Origin of the sequence: Streptomyces sp. Y1 (assembly GCF_041053115.1) — a bacterium.
In the GTDB taxonomy this organism is placed as follows: domain Bacteria; phylum Actinomycetota; class Actinomycetes; order Streptomycetales; family Streptomycetaceae; genus Kitasatospora; species Kitasatospora rubellomurina.
The window spans coordinates 3,222,743-3,244,383 of record NZ_CP163445.1 but is presented as its reverse complement, the minus strand read 5'-3'; the positions used below and the strand labels follow the sequence as shown (position 1 = coordinate 3,244,383).

31 protein-coding genes are annotated in these 21,641 nt (G+C 71.9%); 2 read left to right on the top strand and 29 right to left on the bottom strand.

All coding sequences use genetic code 11. From position 1 onward, the window contains the following. Positions 1–53: 53 nt before the first annotated feature. From AB2U05_RS13530 to AB2U05_RS13390, 29 genes are all read right to left on the bottom strand, one after another. Complete coding sequence (locus AB2U05_RS13530) at positions 54–1,313, bottom strand: phage major capsid protein (protein WP_369183323.1); 1,260 nt, start codon at positions 1,311–1,313, stop codon at positions 54–56. A 154-nt stretch (positions 1,314–1,467) separates the two neighbouring features. Continuing rightward, positions 1,468–2,337 (bottom strand): HK97 family phage prohead protease, encoded by an 870-nt coding sequence (locus AB2U05_RS13525; protein ID WP_369183322.1) that lies wholly within the window; start codon positions 2,335–2,337, stop codon positions 1,468–1,470. Continuing rightward, on the bottom strand, positions 2,334–2,675 hold the full coding sequence (locus AB2U05_RS13520) for a hypothetical protein (RefSeq protein ID WP_369183321.1): 342 nt from the start codon (positions 2,673–2,675) through the stop codon (positions 2,334–2,336). The genes AB2U05_RS13525 and AB2U05_RS13520 overlap by 4 nt, the downstream gene beginning before the upstream one ends. Continuing rightward, positions 2,676–4,943: a phage portal protein gene (locus tag AB2U05_RS13515; protein WP_369183320.1), complete on the bottom strand. Its 2,268-nt coding sequence runs from the start codon at positions 4,941–4,943 to the stop codon at positions 2,676–2,678. Positions 4,944–4,951: 8 nt separating this feature from the next. After that, positions 4,952–6,298, bottom strand: coding sequence for a terminase family protein (locus AB2U05_RS13510; RefSeq protein WP_369183319.1), 1,347 nt, complete (start codon positions 6,296–6,298; stop codon positions 4,952–4,954). Next, positions 6,295–6,708 (bottom strand): hypothetical protein, encoded by a 414-nt coding sequence (locus tag AB2U05_RS13505; RefSeq protein WP_369183318.1) that lies wholly within the window; start codon positions 6,706–6,708, stop codon positions 6,295–6,297. Before AB2U05_RS13505 ends, AB2U05_RS13510 begins: the two co-directional genes overlap by 4 nt. A gap of 54 nt (positions 6,709–6,762) precedes the next feature. Then, complete coding sequence (locus tag AB2U05_RS13500; protein ID WP_369183317.1) at positions 6,763–6,954, bottom strand: hypothetical protein; 192 nt, start codon at positions 6,952–6,954, stop codon at positions 6,763–6,765. Between the two features lie 10 nt (positions 6,955–6,964). Beyond that, complete coding sequence (locus AB2U05_RS13495; RefSeq protein ID WP_369183316.1) at positions 6,965–7,720, bottom strand: DUF2637 domain-containing protein; 756 nt, start codon at positions 7,718–7,720, stop codon at positions 6,965–6,967. 96 nt (positions 7,721–7,816) lie between these two features. Then, positions 7,817–8,005 (bottom strand): hypothetical protein, encoded by a 189-nt coding sequence (locus AB2U05_RS13490; protein ID WP_369183315.1) that lies wholly within the window; start codon positions 8,003–8,005, stop codon positions 7,817–7,819. A gap of 71 nt (positions 8,006–8,076) precedes the next feature. Then, a complete protein-coding gene (locus tag AB2U05_RS13485; protein ID WP_369183314.1) occupies positions 8,077–8,592 on the bottom strand; it encodes a WhiB family transcriptional regulator in 516 nt (171 codons plus the stop codon). A 32-nt stretch (positions 8,593–8,624) separates the two neighbouring features. Further along, positions 8,625–8,846 carry a hypothetical protein gene (locus AB2U05_RS13480; RefSeq protein ID WP_369183313.1) on the bottom strand — a complete coding sequence of 74 codons (222 nt, stop codon included), beginning with the start codon at positions 8,844–8,846 and terminating at the stop codon, positions 8,625–8,627. Then, on the bottom strand, positions 8,840–9,028 hold the full coding sequence (locus AB2U05_RS13475) for a hypothetical protein (RefSeq protein ID WP_369183312.1): 189 nt from the start codon (positions 9,026–9,028) through the stop codon (positions 8,840–8,842). Before AB2U05_RS13475 ends, AB2U05_RS13480 begins: the two co-directional genes overlap by 7 nt. A gap of 88 nt (positions 9,029–9,116) precedes the next feature. Next, complete coding sequence (locus AB2U05_RS13470; protein WP_369183311.1) at positions 9,117–9,791, bottom strand: helix-turn-helix transcriptional regulator; 675 nt, start codon at positions 9,789–9,791, stop codon at positions 9,117–9,119. A gap of 58 nt (positions 9,792–9,849) precedes the next feature. Beyond that, complete coding sequence (locus AB2U05_RS13465; protein ID WP_369183310.1) at positions 9,850–11,337, bottom strand: DNA cytosine methyltransferase; 1,488 nt, start codon at positions 11,335–11,337, stop codon at positions 9,850–9,852. Positions 11,338–11,459: 122 nt separating this feature from the next. Further along, positions 11,460–11,849 (bottom strand): hypothetical protein, encoded by a 390-nt coding sequence (locus AB2U05_RS13460; RefSeq protein WP_369183309.1) that lies wholly within the window; start codon positions 11,847–11,849, stop codon positions 11,460–11,462. Between the two features lie 11 nt (positions 11,850–11,860). Further along, the gene (locus AB2U05_RS13455) at positions 11,861–12,052 is read right to left on the bottom strand and encodes a hypothetical protein (protein ID WP_369183308.1); all 192 of its coding nucleotides are present in this window, start codon (positions 12,050–12,052) and stop codon (positions 11,861–11,863) included. A gap of 194 nt (positions 12,053–12,246) precedes the next feature. Continuing rightward, complete coding sequence (locus tag AB2U05_RS13450) at positions 12,247–12,795, bottom strand: hypothetical protein (RefSeq protein ID WP_369183307.1); 549 nt, start codon at positions 12,793–12,795, stop codon at positions 12,247–12,249. Then, positions 12,792–13,697 (bottom strand): hypothetical protein, encoded by a 906-nt coding sequence (locus AB2U05_RS13445; protein ID WP_369183306.1) that lies wholly within the window; start codon positions 13,695–13,697, stop codon positions 12,792–12,794. The genes AB2U05_RS13450 and AB2U05_RS13445 overlap by 4 nt, the downstream gene beginning before the upstream one ends. Before the next feature lie 78 nt (positions 13,698–13,775). Next, entirely contained in the window at positions 13,776–14,051 is a 276-nt protein-coding gene (locus AB2U05_RS13440; RefSeq protein ID WP_369183305.1) for a hypothetical protein, read from the bottom strand. Next, positions 14,051–14,413, bottom strand: coding sequence for a hypothetical protein (locus tag AB2U05_RS13435; RefSeq protein WP_369183304.1), 363 nt, complete (start codon positions 14,411–14,413; stop codon positions 14,051–14,053). The genes AB2U05_RS13440 and AB2U05_RS13435 overlap by 1 nt, the downstream gene beginning before the upstream one ends. Before the next feature lie 145 nt (positions 14,414–14,558). After that, positions 14,559–14,744 carry a hypothetical protein gene (locus AB2U05_RS13430; RefSeq protein ID WP_369183303.1) on the bottom strand — a complete coding sequence of 62 codons (186 nt, stop codon included), beginning with the start codon at positions 14,742–14,744 and terminating at the stop codon, positions 14,559–14,561. Then, the gene (locus AB2U05_RS13425) at positions 14,741–15,340 is read right to left on the bottom strand and encodes a WhiB family transcriptional regulator (protein ID WP_369183302.1); all 600 of its coding nucleotides are present in this window, start codon (positions 15,338–15,340) and stop codon (positions 14,741–14,743) included. The genes AB2U05_RS13430 and AB2U05_RS13425 overlap by 4 nt, the downstream gene beginning before the upstream one ends. Continuing rightward, complete coding sequence (locus AB2U05_RS13420) at positions 15,337–16,176, bottom strand: recombinase RecT (RefSeq protein WP_369183301.1); 840 nt, start codon at positions 16,174–16,176, stop codon at positions 15,337–15,339. The genes AB2U05_RS13425 and AB2U05_RS13420 overlap by 4 nt, the downstream gene beginning before the upstream one ends. Beyond that, complete coding sequence (locus AB2U05_RS13415) at positions 16,173–17,180, bottom strand: YqaJ viral recombinase family protein (RefSeq protein WP_369183300.1); 1,008 nt, start codon at positions 17,178–17,180, stop codon at positions 16,173–16,175. Before AB2U05_RS13415 ends, AB2U05_RS13420 begins: the two co-directional genes overlap by 4 nt. Further along, positions 17,177–17,512, bottom strand: coding sequence for a hypothetical protein (locus AB2U05_RS13410; RefSeq protein ID WP_369183299.1), 336 nt, complete (start codon positions 17,510–17,512; stop codon positions 17,177–17,179). The genes AB2U05_RS13415 and AB2U05_RS13410 overlap by 4 nt, the downstream gene beginning before the upstream one ends. Then, positions 17,512–17,943, bottom strand: a complete 432-nt coding sequence (locus tag AB2U05_RS13405; protein WP_369183298.1) for a hypothetical protein — start codon at positions 17,941–17,943, stop codon at positions 17,512–17,514. Before AB2U05_RS13405 ends, AB2U05_RS13410 begins: the two co-directional genes overlap by 1 nt. After that, the gene (locus AB2U05_RS13400; protein WP_369183297.1) at positions 17,940–18,125 is read right to left on the bottom strand and encodes a hypothetical protein; all 186 of its coding nucleotides are present in this window, start codon (positions 18,123–18,125) and stop codon (positions 17,940–17,942) included. The genes AB2U05_RS13405 and AB2U05_RS13400 overlap by 4 nt, the downstream gene beginning before the upstream one ends. After that, on the bottom strand, positions 18,125–18,466 hold the full coding sequence (locus AB2U05_RS13395; RefSeq protein ID WP_369183296.1) for a hypothetical protein: 342 nt from the start codon (positions 18,464–18,466) through the stop codon (positions 18,125–18,127). The genes AB2U05_RS13400 and AB2U05_RS13395 overlap by 1 nt, the downstream gene beginning before the upstream one ends. A gap of 112 nt (positions 18,467–18,578) precedes the next feature. Continuing rightward, the gene (locus tag AB2U05_RS13390) at positions 18,579–18,824 is read right to left on the bottom strand and encodes a hypothetical protein (RefSeq protein ID WP_369183295.1); all 246 of its coding nucleotides are present in this window, start codon (positions 18,822–18,824) and stop codon (positions 18,579–18,581) included. Between the two features lie 494 nt (positions 18,825–19,318). Between AB2U05_RS13390 and AB2U05_RS13385 the strand changes: the two genes are divergently transcribed. Both AB2U05_RS13385 and AB2U05_RS13380 read left to right on the top strand, forming a co-directional pair. After that, positions 19,319–19,675 carry a helix-turn-helix transcriptional regulator gene (locus AB2U05_RS13385; RefSeq protein ID WP_369183294.1) on the top strand — a complete coding sequence of 119 codons (357 nt, stop codon included), beginning with the start codon at positions 19,319–19,321 and terminating at the stop codon, positions 19,673–19,675. Between the two features lie 408 nt (positions 19,676–20,083). After that, a complete protein-coding gene (locus AB2U05_RS13380) occupies positions 20,084–21,334 on the top strand; it encodes a tyrosine-type recombinase/integrase (RefSeq protein WP_369183293.1) in 1,251 nt (416 codons plus the stop codon). Positions 21,335–21,641: the final 307 nt, after the last annotated feature.

The window sequence follows — 21,641 nt, the reverse complement described above, 5'->3', positions numbered from 1 at the left end:
GATGGGGGGTGGGCCGGGCGCCCGGGGAGTGGAGGCGCCCGGCCCGGCTCGGGTCAGACCGTGGCCGCGGCGAACGTCACCTTCACGAACGCCTTCGGCTGGTAGACCGCCAAGTTGGCTCGGAACTCGGCGAGGATCACGAGGGTGTTCGCGGTGAAGAAGTCGGCATGCGAGTCCGTCATCAGCACGGTGATGCCCTGGCGCGACCACAGGGTGGCGCCCTGTCGGAAGCCGCCGACGAGGGCGGTGCCCTGCGCGATCGCCACGGTGGAGACGACGTTGAGGCCCCAGACCCGCGGGGTCGCCTCGCCCTGGACGTTGGCGATCACCCGGAACACGCCCGAGCCGGGGGCCTGGTCGAGCTCAATGGCCTCCCAGTCCTGGGGGTGAACGATCACGCCGTCCGGGGGGAAACCGGCGATCTCGGCGACGGTCTTGGCGCGGCGGATGTCCACCAGCGGCGGCTCGTCTGTGGCCGGTGCGGTCGGCTTGGGCTGCTGGTAGGTGCCGATGCCGGGGGTCGTCAGGATCCCCTGCATCTCGGTGGTGCCGTTGCCGTTGAGGAGCTGCCGGTCGCGCAGGAACCGCAGGCCGTAGGTCAGCCGACCCTGGATGTAGCCGGTCAGCTGGCCGTTGTCGTCGGCGGCCTGCCTCGTGATGGGCATCCAGTGCGCGACGGTCTTGAGGGTCGTGGTGATCGTGTCGAACGTCAGCGTGCTCTGCGGCTTCGCGGTGCCCTCGGGGACCACGGCGGCCTTGTTCCACGTCGACCCGGCGCCCGCCGGGCCGGAGGTCTCCCGGATGTACTCCAGGACGTTGTAGTCGGCGTTCTGCTGGTCGAGGAGGTCGGCGACCAGCAGCGGCAGGTCCGGGGTGGTCTTGACGATCCCGGGCACGAGCTGCGGCAGGTGCGGGACGTTGGGGTTGGTGATGGTGCCGGCCGGCGCGTCCCGGGACAGGAGCTGATTGGGGTTGATGTCGCGCATCTCGACCTGGAACTGGCCGCGCTTGTCGCGGGCGCGGTACTCGCGCAGGCCATCGGAGTCGGCGAAGCGCTGGGCCAGGCTGCGGAACGTACCGGCCTCGGCGGGGGTGAGCGGGGCGCCGCCGTCCGGCACGGCCGAGGTGGCGGGGGCGGCCGGTGCGGTTCGCAGGAGCGCGGCGCGGGCGGCCGCCCGGTCGGACTCGGCCTGGATGGCGTCGGCGAGGCCGCGGGCCTCGGCGACGATCTCGTGAACCTGCTCGGTCGTCAGGCTGGTGTCGTCGAGGCGGGCGAGGAGCGCGGTCCGCTGCTCTTCGAGGGTCGGGGGCACGGGGCCTCCTTCGGTGCGGGGGCGCCGTCCAGGCACCCATGAACTGGGGACTCTGGACGGCAGCACCCGCCTCTACACCAGCCTCCGGACCCCGGGCTGCCAGCGCGCTGCCACCGTAGCCACGCACCCACCAGGGGCAGCACGGCTACACCTGCTACACCCTGCTGACGCCCGTCAGCCCGGCCAGCAGCAGAGCCGCTGACGCCCGCGCGCGCTCCAGCTCCAGCGCGGCCGATGCGGCCCCCTCGGCCGGAGGGGCCTCCCCGTTGCCAGCGGTGGCATCCTGGTCGTCGGGGTCGTAGATGCCCAGGACGTCCATCACCTGGTCGACGACCGACTCGGCCGCGACGAGCAGGTCGAGTGCCTGGGCGACCTCCTCGGGCAGGTCCTCGCGCGGGTACTCGCCGGCCAGCATGACGGCCTGGTCGAGAATGCTGTCGAGGGACGCGATCAGCGCGGCCGGGTCCTCGTCCGCGTCGGCGGCACGGATGTGCGCGGCGGTTCGGACGCCGGTGAGGGCGGACCCGGGGACGGCGGCCATGCGCGCGGTGATCTGGGAGACCTCGACCAGGCGGGCGGAGCGGATGTTGGTCTCCAGGTCCTTCCGCTGCTTCTCGGTGAGCTGGTCGTACTCCTCCCACGTGGCGGGCATGTCGGTGCGGATGAAGCCCACGGACAGTTCCGGCGCGCTCCCGGAGAGGGCGCGGGCGCGGGCGTCGCGGCCGGCCTGGGTGTCGTCGTAGCGGCCGGAGATGGCGAGGTGGTCCCCGCGCTCCTTGGCGGTGAACGTCCCGATGGGCCTCGACGGGTCATGCATGTCGAGGAGGGCGTAGGTGCCGGCGTCCAGGCCGCCCTTGCGGAACACCCCCGGCTTGAAGGTGGTGCCGTACGAGTCGACGGTGTTGTAGCGGCAGGCGACGCCCTCGAACGTCCCCTCGTCGCCCTCGGCGACTCGGATGTTGAGCTGCTGGAGCGGCACCGTGCGGTACTGCACGCCCGCCCCGGGAACGGCACGGCGGTTCACCGGGTACCACCCTTCTTGGCCTGCGCAGCCTCGAAGTAGGCCTGCTGGACGCCGGCCATGATCCGGTCGTGCAGCGGCGACTTCGCGGGCGCGTACCGGTAGACGGCCACCCGGTCCGCGTCAAAGCCGTCGAACTCGTACACGATGTCGCCCTTGGCGAAGGTCAGGTGCTGCGGGAGCCCGGCGCTGACGTCGACGGCGCCGCGGGTGCCGTCCCTCGGGCCGCGCCGGGCCTCGTGCGCGGGGACGCCGACCGGGACGGTGACGCCCTGCATCTGACGGGCGTCAGCAGCCTGGAGGACACAGGCCCGCTCGGTGGGCCCGAGTTCCGTGGTCATCTACTTCTCCTTCGAGTAGGTGAGGGTGCAGCGGCAGTTGATGGACTGGGAGGCGGGTGCCGCCGGGTCGCCGGGCCACCGGGACTGCACCGCAGTGAAGGCATCACCGAGCGGGACGGTCTTGCCGGACTCCAGCCGGTGCGACGCCCGGGTCCGCGAGTCGAGGGTGGCGAGCCACGTCTTCGACGTCGCGCCCGACCGCTCGGCCGCAACCAGGCCGGCGGCGTTGAACGCGCCGACCGTCTCCGTGCGGGCGATCATCTGCGCGCGCCAGTCCGTGAGGTCGCTGAAGACCTTCTGCAGGCGGGCACGCAACTCGTCGACGGACTCGCCCTGCTGGACGCCGTGGTGCAGCAGCTGGGCGCGGAGCGCGGCCTCGGTCGTGGCGTTGATCTGCCCAGCCAGGGTCTCCAGCCGCTTGTCCAGCTCGGCCAGCACCTGCTCGTCCATGTCGAAGCCGTCGCCAAGCTGCGAGGCGACGTGGCTGCCGCCGGTCCGCCACGCGGTCTCGTACCAGCCACGCAAGGCCTCCTGCGTGCGGGTGACCCACTTCCGGGCGTTGAAGATCTTGCGGACGTTGATCCGGACCGCGAGGTCGTCCGGCGCGAGGTCGAGCTGCGTCAGCCGGGCCACTGGCACCTCGTCGGCGTCCGGGGGCGCGAGCAGGGCGCCGCGCTCGTACGCCTCGCCGGCCACGGTCCGGACGTCCGCCAGCCACAGCGCGGCGGCCCGCTCGCCCCGCATCAGCAGATCGAACTCCCGCAGCGTGACCGCGGATTGGCGGCGACCGAGCTCGACCAGCAGCGGCTCCAGCAGGGCCTCCAGCCGCTGGTACAGGCTCTGCTGCGGGTCGGGGCCCGGGTCGTGGTGCAACACCGTGGTCGCGCGGGCGGGGAGCTCGGGCAGTGGCCGGGCGGCGCCGATGCGCTCCAGCAGGGCGAGCATCCGCGCGGCCCCCTCCTCGACGGCCGCGTCCGCCACGGGCGCGGGGGCCGGGGTGAACTGAGCGCGGTACGGGGTCAGGGTCATCTGGCCGATCCCACCGGGGAGCGGGTCGTAGCCGATGGTCGCCCGGACCTCGTCCACCGTGAGGACGTCGTTCTGCAGGTAGCCCTGGTTCCGGCCGGCCTGGGCCTCCAGGTCCTCCTGCAGGGCCGAGACGGCGTTGAAGTCCCACTCGACGGTCCAGCCGAGGTCGGGCAGCAGTTGCAGGTCGGTGGTGGCGGCCATGACCTCCATCTGCGGGATCAGGGTCTCGGTCCAGACGGCGGCCTTGGCCTCGGCCTGGTTTTCGTAGGTCGAGCCGCCGAGGAGCGCGTCCTTGCGGACGCCGAAGGCGAGCATCACCTCCTCGGCGGAGTGCATCCGGGAGTTGATGTAGTCCATCTCCGCCGGGGACATGGTGAGGGAGGTGAAGCTGGCGCCCTTCCCGGCTCCGGTGCCGTCGCTGCCCTGCCCTGCGAGGAGGAGGTGGCGGCCGGCGTTCTGGACGCCTTCGACCTGGGAACGGAACGCGGCGACGGTCTTGTGGAAGGTCTGCTCGTCGAGGTCGCCGAGGTTGACGATGCCGCCCGGGCGGGCCCCGTTCTTGAATGACTGGCGCTGCCACGTGCTCGCGTAGAAGTCGGTGTCGACGGCCGCCCGGGCGGCCTTCCACGGGGCCATCACCGCGAGCGGGTCGTACGGGTCGGAGAAGCGCAGCCACAGCATCTCCTCGGCCAGGACCGGGACGCGGACGCCGTCCGTGCGTTCGATGACGTAGCCGATGATCTGGGCCTGCGGGACGGCGTCGGCGGCGCGGGTGGCGACGATGGTGGTGACGCGGTCGTAGACGTACCAGAGCTCGTCCGGGACGCCGGCCGGGGTGCGGCCGTTGTAGTTCAGCCACAGGTGGCACTGCCCGTCGAGCTGCAGCCGCATCATCGACAGCGCCTTGAGCACCTGGGCGGGCATCGAACCGTTGGGCTTGACGTTCCACAGCTGCGAGAGCGGGTGCATCTCGTCCAGCTCGCCATCCGGACCCCGCACGACCAGCGGTACGGAGGCGGCATTGTTGGCCAGCATGCTGATACACCGGTACGCGACGGCGCTGTTGCTCCAGCCCTTCGCGCCGTTGCCGAACACCGATTCTGCGGACCACGAGTTCCAGCCGCCGGCCCCGGACGGGAATGTGGTCACCGACACGCCGCCGAGCAGCGAGTCACGCCGCTCCACCTCGGCCGGACCGCGGCCTCGGAGCGCGGCGTATGCCTGCTTGATCCGTCCCAACGCTCCTCCTACGCGACCGCGGCGAAGCCGCCGCCGGCCTTGACCATCAGGTGGGTGACCGCCCAGACGAGGGCGTCCATGCGGTCCGGGCTGCCGGGCTCGCCAGGGACCCAGGTCGTCATCTCGTCCTCGAGTTCCGGGAAGGCGCCGACGTGGTGGACTCGGTGCTGCTCGTACAGGGCGGCGATCGGCTCGGCCCGGCGCTGCTTGCCGCGGCTCGCGGTGACAGCCGCGAACGGCGCGCCAGGCCGGATGCTGTGCAGGGTGTGGCGGACGAGGTCGCCACCGTTGTTGACCTCGGCCACGATGCGGTCGGCGCCCCACTCGTCGTACGCCGCAAGCGCGGTGGCCGCCCACTCGTGCGGGTGGTAGTGCCCGGACCGGTCGTCGAGGACGTAGGCGTGCCGCTGGAGCTGGCCGAGCCGGTCGGGCATCAGGTCGGCCGCGATCCCGACCACGACGATCCCGGTCTCGTCCGAGTCCGCGGTGTTGGAAACGGCGGGGTCGATCGCGACGACGATCCTGGACATGGGCATCGGGGCACCGACCCGCCCCCGGTCGAGCAGGCCCCACGACCACAGGGCGCCGTCCACGTCCTGCAGTACCTCGCCGTCGAGTTCCTGGCGTTCCAGCCGGGTGCCGGCGTACTGCTTCACCAGCTTGTCGCGCATCATCTGCGGCAGGTGGTGGGCGTCACGGGTGCGGCCGCGGGTGGTGAGAACGTCGTCGCGGGCCAGCAGCTCGACGATCTCCTTGCGGGGCTTGGGCGTCGTTGAGGCGATGTAGTGGGGGCGGGGGCCGATGCGTAGGCCCATCGCGGAGTGCGCGAGCGCCGGGCCGAGGTGACGCATGGCGGCGGCCTCCTCCAGCCAGACGAGGCAGCGGTTGCCGCCGGAGCGCAGGCGCTCGACGTCGTCCGGGGTGTGTGCCCCGAACAGCTTCGCCTCCGCGCCGGACGGCCAGCGGACGTACGTGCCGCCGACCGTGGTCCGCAGCACCACCCTGGGGTCGTGCGCCTTGAGCCCTGACGGGCCGTTGACGGCCGACTCGACGGCGTCACCCTGCGTCGGCGCGATGATCGACATGCGGTGCCCGCCCGGGAGCCTGTCGTCGCACGCCGGCCCGTTGACGTGCTCGACCATGAACCGCGCGCACCCGTCCGTCTTCCCGGTGCCGCGGCCTCCGAGCTGCAGCCACATGCCGTGCGTCTCGACCTCGCCCGGGGGGATCTGCCACGGGTACGGCGTCCAGGCGTCCCAGCGGGCCTGCCACAGCCGGGCCGCGAGCTCCCGCTCCAGCAGCTCCAGCTCCTCCGGGCTGTAGGTCTCCAGCTCGGCCAACTGCTCGGGCGTCACTGGCCGACCTCGGCGATCTGCTCGGCCAGCTGCCGGACCCGGGCGATGCGCTCGTCGGTGAGCTCGGCCTTGACCCGGACCGGGGCGTCGAGGCCGAACAGGCGGGCGTGCCGGTCCATGGCCTTGATGACGACCTCGGCGGCCCGGGTGTCGCCGGTGGCGACCTTCGGGAGGAGGCCGTCCAGCACCGTTTCGATGACGGCGAGCTGTTCGCCGATGAGCGCGTCGCGGGCGGGGGCGGTCTCTCGGGCGCGCTCGGCCATGGCGTCTTGGACGTACCGCCACGCGGTCTTGCGGTTGACGCCGAGGGCGTCGCCGATGGCCTGGTAGGTCATGCCGGTGCGGCGCATCTCGACAGCGTCGGACGCGTTGAGCTTGGCCTTCGTGATGTCGGCTCGCTGGTGCGGCATGCAAGGACCTCCCTGCCCGGGAGGGTAGGGAGGTCCCGGAATCAGGCAGCCCGGCTACCGGGTGGCGGCCCGGTCGAGCGCGTACCGGGCGAGCTGAAGCGCAACCTCGGCGCGCTGTAGCCCGGGGTTCGGCGCCCGGTCGCCGAATGCCAGAGCCACGGTGAACGCTTCCTGGGCGTCGGCGAAGTGCTTGTCGGCTGTGGCTTCCCAGTCGGCGCTGGTACGGCGTGCAGTGGTGTCGGTCATCGGGTTCCTCTCAGGCAGCGCGGAGCTGCTTCTCGGGCGGGTAGGTCTCAAGCAGCGGCTCCAGTCGTTCGACCTCGGCGCGCAGGGTGCCGCGGATCAGCCCATCGGACAGGGTGCCGTACCCAGCCTGCTCCAGCGCCGCGCGCATGGTGCCGGTGCCGGGCCGGGTTCCGCCGTCGTACAGCCGCCGAATGATCGCGCATCGAGGGTCGCTGTACGCGACCGGCAGGGCGGGTGGCGCGGCAGGCTTGGGCGGCAGCACGAGGGCGTTGACGGCCGTCAGCTCGACGTCGACGGGCGTCGGACGCTCGGCACGGGGCGGCTGCGGGACGTCCGGCCGACCGACAAGGGCCCGGTACAGCTGCCGCATCAGCGCGGTGAAGGCCAGCAGGGCGGCGGTGGGCGGGATCGCGGCGACGACCTGGGTGGTGCGGTCGACGGCGGCACCGACCGAGACGACGTTGAGGACGATCGAGCCAGCCGAGCCGCTGGCGACGAGGATCATCGCTAGCCAGTCGAGGCGCCGCAGCAGGGAGGCGCGCAAGACGAGGAGTTCGCCGGAGACGACGAACGCGTCCAGGGTGGCGGGCCATGCCCAGGCACGGACGCCGGTGAGGTGGTGGGTGGTCGCGAGGTCGTGCAGGGCCTCGTACGACAGCCAGAACGCCACGGCGGTAAGGGCGATGGTGACGAGGGCGGCGCCGATGGTGAGGCCGAGGACGGCCCGCTGCCGGTCGACGTGGCCGGTAGGGTGGGTGATGGCCATGGGAGTGCATGCTCCTGCGGTCAAGGGCCGGGCCGGGGCTGTGATCCCCGTGCCTGGCCCGCTCTGTTTGTGCTGTTCAGCCTATCGCTTCGGGCGTCAACCTGCCTGCTCCGAGCGGGTGTTGGCGGCGCGGATGTCGCGGATGTGTGCCACGTCGTCACACGCGGCGCACTCCCATTCACCGAGGTCGAGGTCGTAGGCGAACCGGCGGCAGTGGGTGGGGATCTGCTCGGTACCGAGCACGGTGAGGGTCCAGCCGGTGGCCGCGTTGGTGGTGTCGCTCATGGTGGCCATCCTCTCGCGGTGGCGCCCGCCGCGGGGGGAAGTTCCGGGCGGGCGACGGGTGTTGACGGGCGTCAGGCAGCGAGGGCCTGCCCGCGGCGGTAGCGCCGGATCTCCGCCGCGTGCGCCGACCGGCACGGCCCGCACGCGGGGACGCCGAGGAGCAGGTGCAGTTTGTAGCCGCGGCTGCTGGGGCCCTGCGGGCGTCGGTGTTGCTTGTCGAGGGAGCGGACACGGGTCGCGCGCACCCGCGTGGCGTACGCATCGTCGCAGGTGTCGCACTGCTGCTGCAGGCCGATGTGGCGGCGGCGGGCGTCCTCGGTGCCGCACTCGGGCGCCGGGTCGACGGGCAGGCGGGGCAGGTCGGGCAGTTCTTCGCGGACCGTGCCGCGGTCGTGGTCGGTGCGGCCGGCCCAGGTGCCCCACTCGGCGTGCTGAACGGCCCAGGTGTCGCACGCCTGCCGGACGGGACAAGTGCGGCAGAGGGCGGCGGCCTGGAGCTGGGTGCTGGGGTGGTCGAACAGCTGCGGTTGGCCGGCGCAGGGGAGGAGGCCGGCCTCGGTGCGGGGGACGAAGGTGGGCAGGTGCATGGGGGCGGCCTCCTCAGGGGTGGTGACGGGCGTCAACGGGTGTCGGACGTAAGGGCGGTGAGGCGTCGGAGCTGGGCCTGGAGGCCTCCAGTGGAGCGGCGCTCCTGCTCCCGGTCGGCCTGGTCGTGCTCCCACAGCCGCATCAGCAGCCCGGTCTCGTCGGGGGTGAGGCGGGCGGCGGCTCGGCGGACGAGGTGGTCGAGGCGGGCCCGCTCGGTGGTGGTGAGCGGGGGCGGGGTGGGGCGCTTCACCACGACGTGTCCTCCTGTTCGTGCTGGTCGAGGCGTCCGACGATGGCCCAGAACTCGCGGTCGTCGGCGTCGCGCTCGGCGATGGCGGCCGCAGCGGTGGTGAGTTCGGCGTGGATGGCGCGGAGCCAGAGCAAGCCGACGAGGGCGGCGGGGCCGTAGAGGGCGAGGATGATCCAGGCGGTCATGTGCGTCTCCAGGGGTGGAGTGCGAGGAGGACGGTCCCGAAGCCGGCGCTTGCGAGGGTGCCGGCCAGGACCAGCCACGGGGACACGGTCACGCGGCGGGGCCGTGCTCGGGGTCGGTCAGTCCGGCGGCGACGGCCGCGTCCCACAGTCCGCAGGTGGGGATCGGGTCACCGGGTCGCCAGAGCTTGTGCAGGTTCGGGGAGCACGCCGGGCAGTAGGCGAGGTACCGGGTGACTCCGGCGGGGACGCAGGGGTCAGGGTCGAACTTCGGTCGGTGGGTCTCGGCGAGGCGGTGGCCGAGGTGGTCTTCGGCCGGGTCGGGGCTCGGGTTGTCGGCCCAGATGATGCGGGTGTGGCCACCGTGGCCGTGGACGGCGATGGCGTGGTCGATGTGCTGCCAGTTGACGGTGGAGGGCATGTCGCCGGTCCAGCGGATGGTGACGGTGCCGCACGGCCACTGGACGCCGTGGGCGACGATGCCGGTGCCGCTGATGCCGGTGATGTCGGTGTCGCGCTGCAGGTGGAAGAGGCGAGGCTGCTTGGGGGCGGGCATCTCGGGCTCCTGCGGGATCGTAGTGGGCCGATTGAGGATCTGGATGGCCTGGTCGAGGGTGCGGGCGCCGAGTTTGCGGATGGCGCGAGCGATGGTGCTGCGTACGGTGCTCTGGGTGATGCGCAGGGCGGCGGCGATGTCGTAGTCGGTGCGGCCCTCGGCGCGGTAGCGGAGGGCGTCCCGCTCGCGCGGGGTGAGGGGGCGGGTCACGTTGCTCCTCGGGGTCGGGGCCGCCCACCCGGGCGGCGTGACGGGCGTCAGTGAGGTGTCAGGCGGTGGCTTGGAGGTCTTCGCCGGTGATGGACTCGACCAGGGCGGACATCAGGACCTCGGCGGCGGGCGGGGTGACGGCGTTGCCGTACTGGCGGACCTGCTCCCGCTTGTTGCCGAGCACGGTGTAGTCGCGGCCGAAGGCCATGGCGGCGCCGATCTCCGCCGGGCTGAGCATCCGGAACAGGCATTCCTCGACGTCGAGTGCGGCCGAGACGAGCGCGTGGCGCTCGACCGTGGTCACCGTGCTGGCCGGCTCCTCGACGGGGCGGGCGGTGCCGGTGCCGTAGTACGGGACGAGCAGGCCCTCGGTTTCGCGGGTGGTCCGGGCCCGGAACGGCTCGTGGACGGGGCGGGCTTCGTCGTTCCAGGTGCCGCCGGCCGGGACGACCATCGCTTCGGGGTGGACGAGGCCGTGGTGGTTGCCGGAGGCGCAGACGGTGGCGAGCGGGTCGGAGGCGGGCCGGTGGTCGGACCCGCCGCCGCGGAGCTCGGCGAGGAACGGCTCGAACCAGGCCAGGCTGGTCTCGTTGCGGGTGGTCATGGTCCGCAGCGGGTCGTCGACCGGGGCCGCGCTCTTGCCTTCGCGGCCCTCGACGGGGACGGCCAGCGGGCGGGCGTACTTGGCCAGGCCGGCCCGGATACGGGCCAGGGTCTTCGCGGCAAGGGGCTTGGCGCGGTCACCGATGCGCTGGCCGGGCTGGGTCCAGTCGATCGCGGCGGCGGCCGGCAGGGCCCACGGCTCGACAACCGTCCAGCACCCCGGGATGGGGCAGCGGTAGACGTACTGGGCGCGGTAGCGACCCCACTCGCGGTCGGGGTTCTTCCACGACTGCACAGCCTGCACGCGGCCGTGCTGGGGGCAGGTGGCGTCGGGGCGCGTCCACTTCTCGATCTGCGGGGCCCGGTTGCCCTTGAGCCAGTACATGACGTACATGCGGTCGCGGGACTGCGGAGCGAGCGGGGTGCCGAACCGGGGCCGGGCGTGCATGGAGTTGAGGTAGACGATCCGCAGGTCGTAGCCGAGGGCGCGGATGGCCATGCACCAGGCGTCGAAGAGGGCCCAGTTGCGGGCGTCGACGACGTTTTCGACGACGCCGCCGAGGACGGGCCGGCCGCGCAGGCTCATCGCTTCGAGGTAGCGAGGGACGTCCCACATGGTGGCCCGGGAGCGGACCGCGGCCTCCTCGGGCAGCACCTCGCCGAACAGGTCGGGCTGGCGGTCGGCGCCGCGCTTGACGCCCTTGGCGACGGAGTGGTTGGTGCACTCGGGGCTGGCCCAGAGGAGGTCGGTGCGCGGGTAGCGGCGGAAGTCGATCTGGGAGATGTCGGCGCAGTCGTGGCGGACGTTCGGGAAGTTCTCCTGGTGGGTGCGGACGGCGAGGTCCCAGTGGTTGGCGGCGGTGGCGACCTGGAGGCCGGAGATGTTGTGCATGCCCTGGCTGGATCCGCCGGCGCCGCAGAAGAAATCGGTGACGGTGAGCACGAGTGGTCTCCGTGGTGGGTGTGTGTGGCGGCCCTGGGGGCCTGTGGCGGGTGGGGTGGGTCTGGGTGCCGGGTGGGTGGTGCGCGGCTGCTGGTGGGCCTGTGGCGGCCGCGCACGGGCCGTCAGGTGGCGGGCTCGGGGTAGCAGGCAATGAAGTAGGCGCAGGTGCACTGTCGGACTCGGGCGCCGGAGGCGTTGCAGTCGCGGTCGCCGTCCGGGTCGTGGGCGGATTCGAGGTGGCCGCAGGACTCGCAGGTGGCGGAGTCGAGGGCCGCGATCGCCTGGGTGCTCTTCAGGACATCGCGGAGGCGATCGTTCTCGGCCTGCATCTGCTCGATGGCTTCCACGAAGCGGTCGCGGCCGTGGTCGGCGTTGTCGAGGCGTTCGCGGAGGTTGCTGGCGCGGGTTCGGGCGGAGTTCCAGGCGGCGCGGAGCCGGCTGGTCTCGGCCTCGAGGTGCCGGACGCGGGCCTGGATGGCGTCGAGGTCGAAGGGCGGGGGCTGGGTGCTCAACGGAGGTCTCCTCAGGCGCAGATGACGCAGCGGTGGTCGGCGGACTCGTTGTCGTGGCAGCGGTCGACGCAGGCGCGGCAGTAGTCGGTCAGAGCGTGTCGGGCCTGGCCGTCGAACCTGGTGTCGGTGGGGTCGAACTGGCGGCCGCAGTTGGCGCAGGTGCCGCAGCAGATGCCGATGCAGGTGTCGGGGTCGTGGCTCACTGGGTGGTCTCCTCAGGCGGCGTGGCGGACGAGGTGGTGGTCGAGGCGGCTTGGGTGGCTGTCCCCAAGGCGGCGGCCGCTGGGGCTGTGGCAGGGGGTGCCGGCCTTGGCGCGGCAGGTGGGGACGGGGCAGGCGATTGCCCACTCGGGTGGGTTCTCGCGGCGGCGGAGGCCCGGGGGCATGGGGGCGCCCATCACGCGGCCCGGGCGGCGTCGGTGCGGGTGCCGTGGTAGCCGGCCATGCGGCGGCCGGACGGGGTGCGGCACGGCTTGCGTGCGGCCGCACGGCAGTTCGGGTTCGGGCAGACGATGTCGAGCGCGCTGCGGATACGGGTCGTCGTCTCCCACGGCTCCGGAACGTCGCGGCCGACACCCACGGTCAGCTCCAGGACCGGCCGGGACGAGCCGACGTAGGGCAGCTGGGGCGGCCGGTGGCCGTCGATGGTGGCGGCGACCTGCGTGCGCAGGTTGCGGGTGAACTCGGCGCCGGTCTCACCGGGGGTGGGCTCGTACTGGAAGTAGTCGAGGCGGCCGTTCCTGGTCCGGCGCACCTCGTCAATGATCTCGGCGGGGGCGATCCACGGCTGCCGGCGGGCGATCTCGGCGGCAGCCTGCTTGCAGTCCTGAAGCTCGTAGTCGCCGAGGACGTCATGCCAGGCGTCGGGCGTGTACTCGTCGAACTTCTGCTGGGGGCACAGGGCCCGGACGTAGCGTGCGAGGAGCACGGTCTCGGCGGGGTTCATGAGGACTCCTGCATGCGGTTCTGGGCGCGGGCCATGGCCCGGCCGAACAGGTCGTCGGTCTCCTGCTGCTGGCGGGACACGGCGGCCGCGGCAACCGGACCAGTGCCGTTCACGACCGCCGGACGGTTGCGGGTCTCCTCGGGGATGTCGGGGAGCTTGCGCCAGGCGGGAAGGAAGTAGCGGCCCGTACGGGGGCGTTGGCGGGCGCCCTGCCAGCTGCCGGTGGCGTCCTGAACGAGCGCGGCAACGCCGCAGCGCTTGATGAGCGCTTCGATGAGGACCCAGTCGGCGGGGGCGAGGTCCCAGCCAACGACCATGCCGGCGGCGGTGATCGCGTCGACGAGTGGCCGGGCGGCGGCAGGGATGCGGGGCCGGTCGCCGATTCGGGGGAGATCGGCGTCGTTCGCCCAGTCAGTCTGTACCTCCGCAGGAGGTACAGGGGATGGGGTGGGACGGGTTGGGTTGGGGGCAGCGTCTCCGTGCTCGCGTGTAGACGCGTCTACATTGACGTCTACCTGGGGGGCGTCGTCGGTGTTGATCTGCTCGTTCTTCTTGCCTTCACGCCACCTCTGTTGGCGGGCGGACTTGGCTTTGCGTGCCGACTCGACCTCAACTCGACTCGGGTTGCGTTCCAAGTACTGGTGGATCACGTACGAGTTGGGTTCGAGTTCGGGGCACGACTCGCATTCGTGGCCGGGTGCGTGCCAGAGGTCGGCGTCGACGAGGGCCTTGATCATCCGGGGCGTGCCGTACATCCGGGCGATCGCCTTCGGGATGATTCCTTCGCTGGCCTGCTGGGCCGCCCAAGACCCGCATCGGACGTAGAGCCCGACCGCCGGGGTGCCCGCCGCCAGCACCTTGGCGTGGCAGTGGAACCCGTCGTCGATCTTGAACCACGGCATTGCGGGGCCTCTCAGGCAGTTCGGTGGTGAGGGGGTTGGGGCCTGGGGCGGAGGGTGGGGCACCTCCGCCCCAGGCGGTCAGGCGCGGTGCAGGGCGGCGGCGAACTCGTCGAGCTGGCCCGTGCGTTCGGCGGCGCGGCCGACGCAGGCCCCGCACCACGTCAGGCCCTCCGGCGGGGCGGCCGGCGCCGGGTCGAGGACGATCGGCGGCGAGTTCGTCACCTCGTAGCCGTGCATCCCGCAGTGGGCCTGCTGGCCCGGGTACCGGCCGTCCTCGCGGTACAGGTGCAGTCGGCGGACCTGCCCGGCCCGGCGGCCCGTCAGCGAGCTGTACCCGCGGTAGAAGGCGCGCATCAGCAGAACTCGAACGACTCGTTGGCAGCGGCCGCGGCGTCCAGGCCGTCCGCCAGCAGCAGGCCGTGCTCGCGGTCGTAGCAGTCCTCCGGCCAGATGGCCTTAACGACCTCGCGCAGGCGGGCCGCGACGGCCCGGCACTCCTCGGGCGTCAGTTCGCCGTCGCAGTCCGAGTGGTTGAGCAGGGGCTTCAACGGCGTCGTCACGGTGTCCCAGGAGATGCGGGGGCGCTCGTCGCGCCACGACCGGAAGCCCTCCATCTGGGCGAGGTCGATGCCCTCGCGGGCGGCGATCTGCTCGCGGAAGCGGTTGAATCCGCTGTACGACCAGTGCGCTTCGGTGTGGCTGAAGTCAAGGCCCATCAGTGGCCTCCGATCGGGGTGGTGGGTGGTTCGGGGGTGCCGGCCTGTGCGGCCGGGGTGTGCTGGGTGCAGCGGGGGCCGCAGGGGTAGGGCCGGGCGGGCTGCCCGCAGTGCCGAGACACGGCGGGCAGCCACTGACGGCAGGTCACGCGGGCGGCTGGTCGAGGCCGAGGGCGGCCAGCAGCAGCTGCTCGTCGTCGGCGTCGCGGGCCCTGCGGGCGATGTACCGGGCGGCGGCCTGCCGGTCGGCCTGCGGCGGCTCCGTGACCGTCATCGTGGCGCCGTACGCCTCCGCCTCCACGGCCGGGTCACGGCGGCTCCGGGCCGTCACGCCGCCGCCTGCACGCGGTGCTGGTACAGCTCGTCCCGCTCGGCCGGCGTCATCCCGCCGAAGACCCCCGAGCGGGACGCTCGGGCGCACTTGCCCTCCGCCCGCATCGCGAACCGCAGACACTCCACCCGAACCGGGCAGCCCTGGCACACGCGCACCGCCTGCCAGTACAGGGCCGCACCCGCCTTCCCGCCGTCACCCACCGGGAAGAAGCCCTCCAGGTCGAGGCCCTTGCACGCGGCCTTCTCGTCCCACCTGTCCTGCTGCATGTCGCCACCTCCGGGCGTCTCGTCGTAGGCCGCGGCGGCGCGGGTGTGGCCGGCGCGCCAGCGGCCGATCGTGCGCTCGGTCACACCGAGTAGGGCCGCGACCGGGCGGGCGGGTGCCTCCTCGATCGGGCTGGTGATCAGCTGCCACGCGAAGTGGGCCTCCAGCGGCTGCAACTGCGGGCGGGGCGTCTCGCCGCTCAGGGCCCGTTCAACGGCGACCAGGTCCAGGTCGGCGGTGGTGGTCGGCTGAGCGGACAGCGTGGCCGGCGGCCGGTAGCGCAGGGGCACGTCGATGCGCTCGGCGCCCTCGCGGAGCGAGATGATCACTCGGCACCCCCGGGCCAGGTCTCGTCGACCAGCTCGCCCTCGATCGTCTCGTCGTCGTCACCGAAGTCGACGGACGGCTCGGTCGGTTGCGGCATCGCTTCCGCCGCGGCGACGGACACCGGCTCCTCGGCCGCAACCTCGGCCGCGGCCCGCAGCCGCTCTCGCAGGTACTCGGCCGAGGTCGGCACCCACTTGGCCAGCCGCCGGGCGCCGGTCTTGAGCCACATCGCCTCCTCGTTGGTCTTCCACGGCGACCAGTCGAAGTGCGCGCCGTCCGACATGGCCTTGGCCGCCATCACCTGGGCCCGGTCCAGGACGACCACCTTCGAGGTGGCGCCGTCCTTCATCACCGCGTAGGAGTACACGCCGACCAGGTCGCCGCGGTCGCCGCCGAACCAGTCGACCTCGTGCACGGGGCGCTCATCACGGCCCGGGTGGTAGCGGAAGGTGTCCCGCTCGCGGACGGTCTCGACGATCACCGACGACACGGCGCCAGCCCGGTAGATCAGCTCGACGATGCCCTGGTACCCGACAATGCCCTTGATCAGCAGGCGCCCCTTAGCCCTGCGCGGGGTGAGGTAGAACTGCTCCGTGCCTGGCTCCAGCCCGAGCCGGGCGGCGGTCCGAAGCTCACGCAGGAACACGCCCACGTCGTTGGCGGCCGCCTGCATCAGCTTCTTGTCGCCTCGGATCGCGCCGACCGCCAGCCGGACCCACTGGTCCGGGTTGACGTGCGACGGCATGAGCGCGGCGTACTCGTCGCGGTACCGCTCGATCTGGGCGGCCGGGCTGGTGTCGAGGACGGCCAAGGCCTGTCCGATCGTGGTGGTACTCATCGGGTCCTCCGGGTACGGGCGGGGAGAAGCTGGAAGGTCTTGCCATTGCGGACAGTCCGGGTGGCGACCCGGACTCCGGCGGCGAAGGCGCGGCGGCCGGTGCCGATGGCGTCGAGGAGACGGGACTTGCACTCCGTCAGCTCGTCCTCGGCGGCCCAGAAGCCGTCCTGCGCGGCGTGGAAGCGGTCCCGCAGCTCGACCGAGATGTCGACGTTGACGTCGTCCAGGCCCTCGGGCAGCACGCGGACCGTCTGGTAGGTCGCGGTGTGGCCGTCGATGCTGGGCCGCTCGCCGTCCCAGATCGACTGCATGAACCGGTGACCGGCCGTACGCATCAGCTTGGCGTCTGCCGGGTCGTAGTCGACGACGTACTCGCGGTAGTCCGACCCGCCGATCAGCACCGCAACGTGGCAGCAGGCCACGCCGAGGACGTCCATGTACCAAAGGCACTGGGCCCGGTAGTGGACCGGAACCTCACCGGTTCCCTCCCGCCCCCAGCCCTCGTCGTCGCGGGCCGTCTTCACCTCGACGATCTCGACCGCCGACCCCCGGGTGTGCGGGCAGGTCGGGCAGCTGGGGCAGCACGGCCCGCAGTCCTCCGGGTCACAGCACGCCTCCTGGTGGAGCCCGCACGAGCACGCCGGGACCAGCTCGGCGTCAGGGTTGGCGATCTGCCACGGCCGGTCCGGGCCGGCGTACGTCGGCGCCCGCCGCACCGCCCACTCCGGGTGCCGCTTCGCGAACTCCGCCAGCACGATCGGCTCCAGCCGGGTGCCCCAGTACATCTGCGGGTTCTCCTCGACCGGCTGGACGAGGCCCTGCTTGCGGTGCCACAGGGAGAACGCCGACTCGTACGGGCTCAGGCCCATCACGGCTGCGATCTCGCTGCCACCGATCCCGTTCGACCGAGCAGCGTGCCACTCCGACGAGCCGGGCGTGAAGTTGCCGAGCGTGGTGGGCCCGGCGGCCGGGGCCGAAGCCCCGGCCGGCAGGGTGATCGTCATCGGCGAACCGCCCCCTTGTTGATCCGCTCGACAGCCTCCGGCGTGTAGCTGAGGGCGTCGTCGAGCTGGCGGCGCAGGCCGTCGCGGTCGGCGCGGAGCAGGTCGACCTGCACGCGGAGACGAGACAGCTCGTCGTGCTGGCTCTGATGTGCGGTCCGGATCGCCTTGGCGGCGCCCTGGTGCGCGTTCTCGGCGGCGACGGCACGAGCGGCGAGGCGCCCGTTCGCTCGGCCCTGCTCCAGAAGGTCAGCCTCCAACCCCCGGACACGGCCGCGGAGTCGGGTCATCGCGGCGGCCGTCTCGGCCAGCGCGCGGCGGGAGATCCACGGCATCAGGACGCCCTCCTCTGCTGCGGGAGCACCGGGCCTACCGCGTGCAGCAGCACCTCGGCCAGACGCCGGGCGTCCGCCGCCGCGTACCGCGCGTCCGTCCCACCCAGCCGCTCCAGCAGCCGTTCGACGAGCGCGTCCTGCTCCGGGCCCGAGGCCTCCGCGATCGTCACCAGCTCGGCGGTGACGATCGCGGAGGCCTCGGCCATCTCCGCCGCGAGCCCGCGGACCAGCGCCGAGACGAGAGGGTGGGCGTCGATCGCGACCCCGAGGGCGGTCGGCCGCACCCACAGCGGGTATGCGCCGGTGATCCGCTCGGCTGGCCGCTGGAGCAGGCCAGCCGCGTCGAGCGCGACGGCGATCTCCTCGGGCGTGCCCGCGGTGTTGGCGATCAGGATGGCCGCGCGGCGCGCGACCGGGTTCGAGGTGGTCATCGGGTCCCGCCCTCCAGGGAGTTGGCGCGGAGCTGAGCCACCGCCGCCGCGTAGTCGTACCGGGCCTGCTCGGTCCAGTCGGCCGGGTCGTCGCCGTGGTCGCGCATCCACGCGTCCATCAGCTCGACCTCGGCGTCCATCCGCTCCCGCACCGGGAGCGGCACCTGGGGGTACTCGGCCATCACGCCGCCGCCTCCACCAGAGCCGCGACCGGCCAGGCCGGGTACGCCTTCACCGTCAGCGGCACTTCGGCCCACGCCCCCGTGGCCGTCCACGTCTCGCGCATGAGACCCAGGTGCTCGTACTGCAGCGGCGTCTCGACCGACAGCCGCAGGGACTCGACCCACTCGTCGAACGCGGCGACATCGGCGAGGTGCAGGTGCACCATCAAGTGGCCACCGCGCACGTCCAGCGCGGTCGCGGCCAGCCCGGGGAACGAGGCCGCCAGGGTCAGCGCCGCCTGCAGCGGGCTGGTCTGGCTCCTCAGCGGGGTCTGGGCGAGCAGTTCGGTAGGCTTCGACATGAGGCCTACCTCCTTCCTGTTCGGGTTGATCGGTAGGCCTGGGCCTTCGCAGGCGGCATCCGGGGTGCATCCGGTGTTGCCGGGCGAGGGCCCGACCCATGTCAGGGGTGAGTCAGGCGGAGCGCTGCGCGAGCGCGTGCTCGGACTGGCGGCGGCGCTTCTCGCGGCCGGTCGGGGCCTGCTCGGCCATCCAGGCCCGGACCTCGGCGAGGTCGAACCGGCGGTGGCCGTTCGGCAGGTACTCGACCGGGCAGCCCCGGCGCACCCACTGGTTGACGGTCCAGTCACTGACGCCGTAGTGCTCCTCGACCTGCTGCTGCTTGAGCAGCGGGGCCGGCAGCGCGGTAACGGTGCTCATCCGGCTATTGACCTTTCCTTTGTGGATGTGGAAGCTCCAGGCATGTCGAAGAGGTCCTGGAGCGGGACGTGCAGGGCGGTGGCGATGAGCCATGCCGTCCGCAGTCGGCATCTGTCGCGGGTGAACGAACCCCGCGAGACGAGGGCGCCGATGATGGAGCGGCTGACGCCTCGGCCGTCCGGGTCCACGGCCCTGGTGGCCGCGGCGAGCTGCGGGATGGACATCCCCGCGTTGGCCATGGCCCTGCGGAGAGGCCGGCCGTCGCTCTTGCGGTTCAGGCGGGACATGGGGACCTCGATTCCTGGTCGGCGGCTGGTCGCTGCCGACATCCACATTTCTACAGTGGAAGTGGAATATGCGCAAGAGGGGAAGGGAGGGCAGGAGAGTTTCGGCGCGTCGCGGGTAATCGAACGCGCGTTTGGGTATGGTCGGGATCGCGCCACCCTTCCACGTTCCGCTTGTATATGTGGAAGGGCCTGCGGCATGCTTGCGACATGAACACGGTTGACGAGGGCGAGACGCTCGCGCAGCTGATTCGGAGAGTCCAGGATGCCCGCCCGGAGCTGACTCAGACCGAGATCGCGCGACGCGCCGGCGTGTCCGTGTCCGCCGTGAACACCTGGGCCAACGGCGGCCGCACCCCATCCCGCAAGTCCTGCGACAAGCTCGCCGATGCCCTCGGCGAGCCGCGTGAGCGCGTCTTCGCGGCCGCGAACCGACGCACCCCAGGCCGGCTCAGCCAGGACGCCGAAGAACGCATCCTGGAGCTGTACCGCCGGCTGACCGCTGAAGAGCAGCGCATCGTAGAGCGGCAACTCGTGGCACTCGCTGCCGACGATCCGCAGGTGTAGCTGGCATATGCCAGGGGGCGCACGGCACTGAGTGTCGCACGCCCCCTTTTTGCTCGCGTGATCCCCCTTGAGCGCGCTATGTTCAGGTGCTCACGCACCACGCACACCGCTGACCCGTCCTCCCCCAGCGGCCCTACTGGCACTTCACCATGCCCCAAGGGGGGACGCGCATGTGTATCACCGTCCGCCGGAGTACCGCCCCAGTGGTCACCCTCAGGCCCTGGGACCCGGCGACCCTCACCATCACCATCCCCGCCGGCCTTGGTCCCGCTGCGGCCGCCCGCGCCGTCCTGGCCGTCCTGGCCGAACTCGCCATCCCTCAGCCCCCGGATGGTGCAGTCTGCTGCTGCGGGCAGCCCGTGAGGCTGCCGCTCATCCCCATGCAGCGGACGATCGAGGAGGCCCGAGTTGCCTCGTAGGGCGCAGAACAACCCCCGCCAGATACGGAACAAGGCCTGCGGCTGCAAACTCTGCCTGGAGGCGTACCCCGGCGACCGGAAGTCGCGCCGAGACTGCATCGGCTCGTGGCAGGCCCGGTTTCGCGGGCCGGATGGCCGGCAGAAGGCGCGCAACTTCGAGAAGAAGGGCGAGGCCGATGCTTTCCTCGACAAGATCAGGACGGACGTTCGGCAGGGTACCTACCTGGACCCGAAGCGCGGCGAGATCACCGTGACGGAGTGGCACGCCAAGTGGTGGGAGACCCAGAAGAAGAAGGGGCGCGCCTCCACCAGGGGGCGCAAGGGGCGCATCTGGAAGACGCACGTCGAGCCCGCCTGGGGCGACTGGAAGATCAACGGGATCGGCTTCCTCGACTTCGACACGTGGCTGCAGAACGACGTCAAGGGCTACCACACCCGCAAGAAGTGTCTGGAGTTCATGCGCCGCATGATGCAGGCCGCGGTTCTCGACAGGCGCATCACCACCAACCCGACCATCGGCGTCGAGCTGGAGACCCCTACCGCGAAGCACCCTGATGACCTCGCGCCTCCCACGGACGCTCAGTTCGCGGCGATCCTCGCGAGCCTCCCGGCCTACTACCGCCCGCTGATCATTTTCGCTGACGAGACCGGTATGCGCTGGGGTGAGTACACCGGGCTTCGGCTCTGCCATGCGGACCTGAAGGCCGCGACGGCCCGCGTGGTCGAGATCATCTCCGAGGACGAGGACGACAAGCCGCTCCGGCAGGAGGCCCCCAAGACCAACGCGGGGTTCCGGACCGTACCGCTGACCTCCGCCGCGCTTGCCGCCGTCGAGGCGATGGTTGCGCACTGGTCGCCATCGTCGGCCCGGACTGGCCCTCAGTCCGGCATGCACCCAGAAGAGCTGATCTTCGTTGGGCCGCGCCGCGGGGTGCTGTCTCGGCACAACTTCCGGCGGGTCTGGATCAAGGCCATCCAGGAGGCGGGCGTTGCCCGGAAGGTGCTGAGCAAGGAGACCGGGCGCATGGAATGGTGGCCGCGGGTGCATGACTGCCGGCACCGGTTCGGCACCCGGTTGAAGGACGCCGGTGTCCCGGAGAAGGACGTGCAGGCGATCATGGGGCACGACCGCGGTTCCAAGGTGACGTGGCTGTACCAGCACGCCGGACCGGACGTTGTGGAGTCGGTGCGGGACGCGCTCGCTCGGCAGGGGAAGCCACAGCTCAGGGCTGTCTCCTGAGTCCACATCCAGTCCACAACCCCCACCCTCTGGAGCTCTCTTGAACTCCCTGAGGGTGGGGGTTCGGCCGGGAAAATAGTCCCTTCTCGTGCGCTCCGACTCGCATCCCAGCCTCTCCCACACTCGGATAGACCGCTCTCTGATCTCCTAAAGCCGGTGTCGCAGGTTCGATTCCTGTCTGGGGCACAACCGAGAACGCGACGAAGGCCCAGGTCAGCGGGATGATCCCGCCGACCCGGGCCTTCGCCGTTCCGGGCCGCCGGCCTCCCGCCGGCCCTCCGCCGGCCCTCCGGCGGCCCTCCGGCGG

What these genes read in the sequence shown, in the direction of transcription:
- AB2U05_RS13400 (WP_369183297.1), bottom strand. Translation starts at nt 18,125, where the DNA reads ATGGCCGAGTACCCCCAGGTGCCGCTCCCGGTGCGGGAGCGGATGGAC.
- AB2U05_RS13405 (WP_369183298.1), bottom strand. Translation starts at nt 17,943, where the DNA reads ATGACCACCTCGAACCCGGTCGCGCGCCGCGCGGCCATCCTGATCGCC.
- AB2U05_RS13485 (WP_369183314.1), bottom strand. Translation starts at nt 8,592, where the DNA reads ATGCACCTGCCCACCTTCGTCCCCCGCACCGAGGCCGGCCTCCTCCCC.
- AB2U05_RS13505 (WP_369183318.1), bottom strand. Translation starts at nt 6,708, where the DNA reads ATGCCGCACCAGCGAGCCGACATCACGAAGGCCAAGCTCAACGCGTCC.
- AB2U05_RS13435 (WP_369183304.1), bottom strand. Translation starts at nt 14,413, where the DNA reads ATGGGCCTTGACTTCAGCCACACCGAAGCGCACTGGTCGTACAGCGGA.
- AB2U05_RS13520 (WP_369183321.1), bottom strand. Translation starts at nt 2,675, where the DNA reads ATGACCACGGAACTCGGGCCCACCGAGCGGGCCTGTGTCCTCCAGGCT.
- AB2U05_RS13395 (WP_369183296.1), bottom strand. Translation starts at nt 18,466, where the DNA reads ATGTCGAAGCCTACCGAACTGCTCGCCCAGACCCCGCTGAGGAGCCAG.
- AB2U05_RS13475 (WP_369183312.1), bottom strand. Translation starts at nt 9,028, where the DNA reads ATGACCGCCTGGATCATCCTCGCCCTCTACGGCCCCGCCGCCCTCGTC.
- AB2U05_RS13450 (WP_369183307.1), bottom strand. Translation starts at nt 12,795, where the DNA reads ATGAACCCCGCCGAGACCGTGCTCCTCGCACGCTACGTCCGGGCCCTG.
- AB2U05_RS13415 (WP_369183300.1), bottom strand. Translation starts at nt 17,180, where the DNA reads ATGACGATCACCCTGCCGGCCGGGGCTTCGGCCCCGGCCGCCGGGCCC.
- AB2U05_RS13390 (WP_369183295.1), bottom strand. Translation starts at nt 18,824, where the DNA reads ATGAGCACCGTTACCGCGCTGCCGGCCCCGCTGCTCAAGCAGCAGCAG.
- AB2U05_RS13410 (WP_369183299.1), bottom strand. Translation starts at nt 17,512, where the DNA reads ATGCCGTGGATCTCCCGCCGCGCGCTGGCCGAGACGGCCGCCGCGATG.
- AB2U05_RS13495 (WP_369183316.1), bottom strand. Translation starts at nt 7,720, where the DNA reads ATGGCCATCACCCACCCTACCGGCCACGTCGACCGGCAGCGGGCCGTC.
- AB2U05_RS13385 (WP_369183294.1), top strand. Translation starts at nt 19,319, where the DNA reads ATGAACACGGTTGACGAGGGCGAGACGCTCGCGCAGCTGATTCGGAGA.
- AB2U05_RS13440 (WP_369183305.1), bottom strand. Translation starts at nt 14,051, where the DNA reads ATGCGCGCCTTCTACCGCGGGTACAGCTCGCTGACGGGCCGCCGGGCC.
- AB2U05_RS13420 (WP_369183301.1), bottom strand. Translation starts at nt 16,176, where the DNA reads ATGAGTACCACCACGATCGGACAGGCCTTGGCCGTCCTCGACACCAGC.
- AB2U05_RS13445 (WP_369183306.1), bottom strand. Translation starts at nt 13,697, where the DNA reads ATGCCGTGGTTCAAGATCGACGACGGGTTCCACTGCCACGCCAAGGTG.
- AB2U05_RS13500 (WP_369183317.1), bottom strand. Translation starts at nt 6,954, where the DNA reads ATGACCGACACCACTGCACGCCGTACCAGCGCCGACTGGGAAGCCACA.
- AB2U05_RS13490 (WP_369183315.1), bottom strand. Translation starts at nt 8,005, where the DNA reads ATGAGCGACACCACCAACGCGGCCACCGGCTGGACCCTCACCGTGCTC.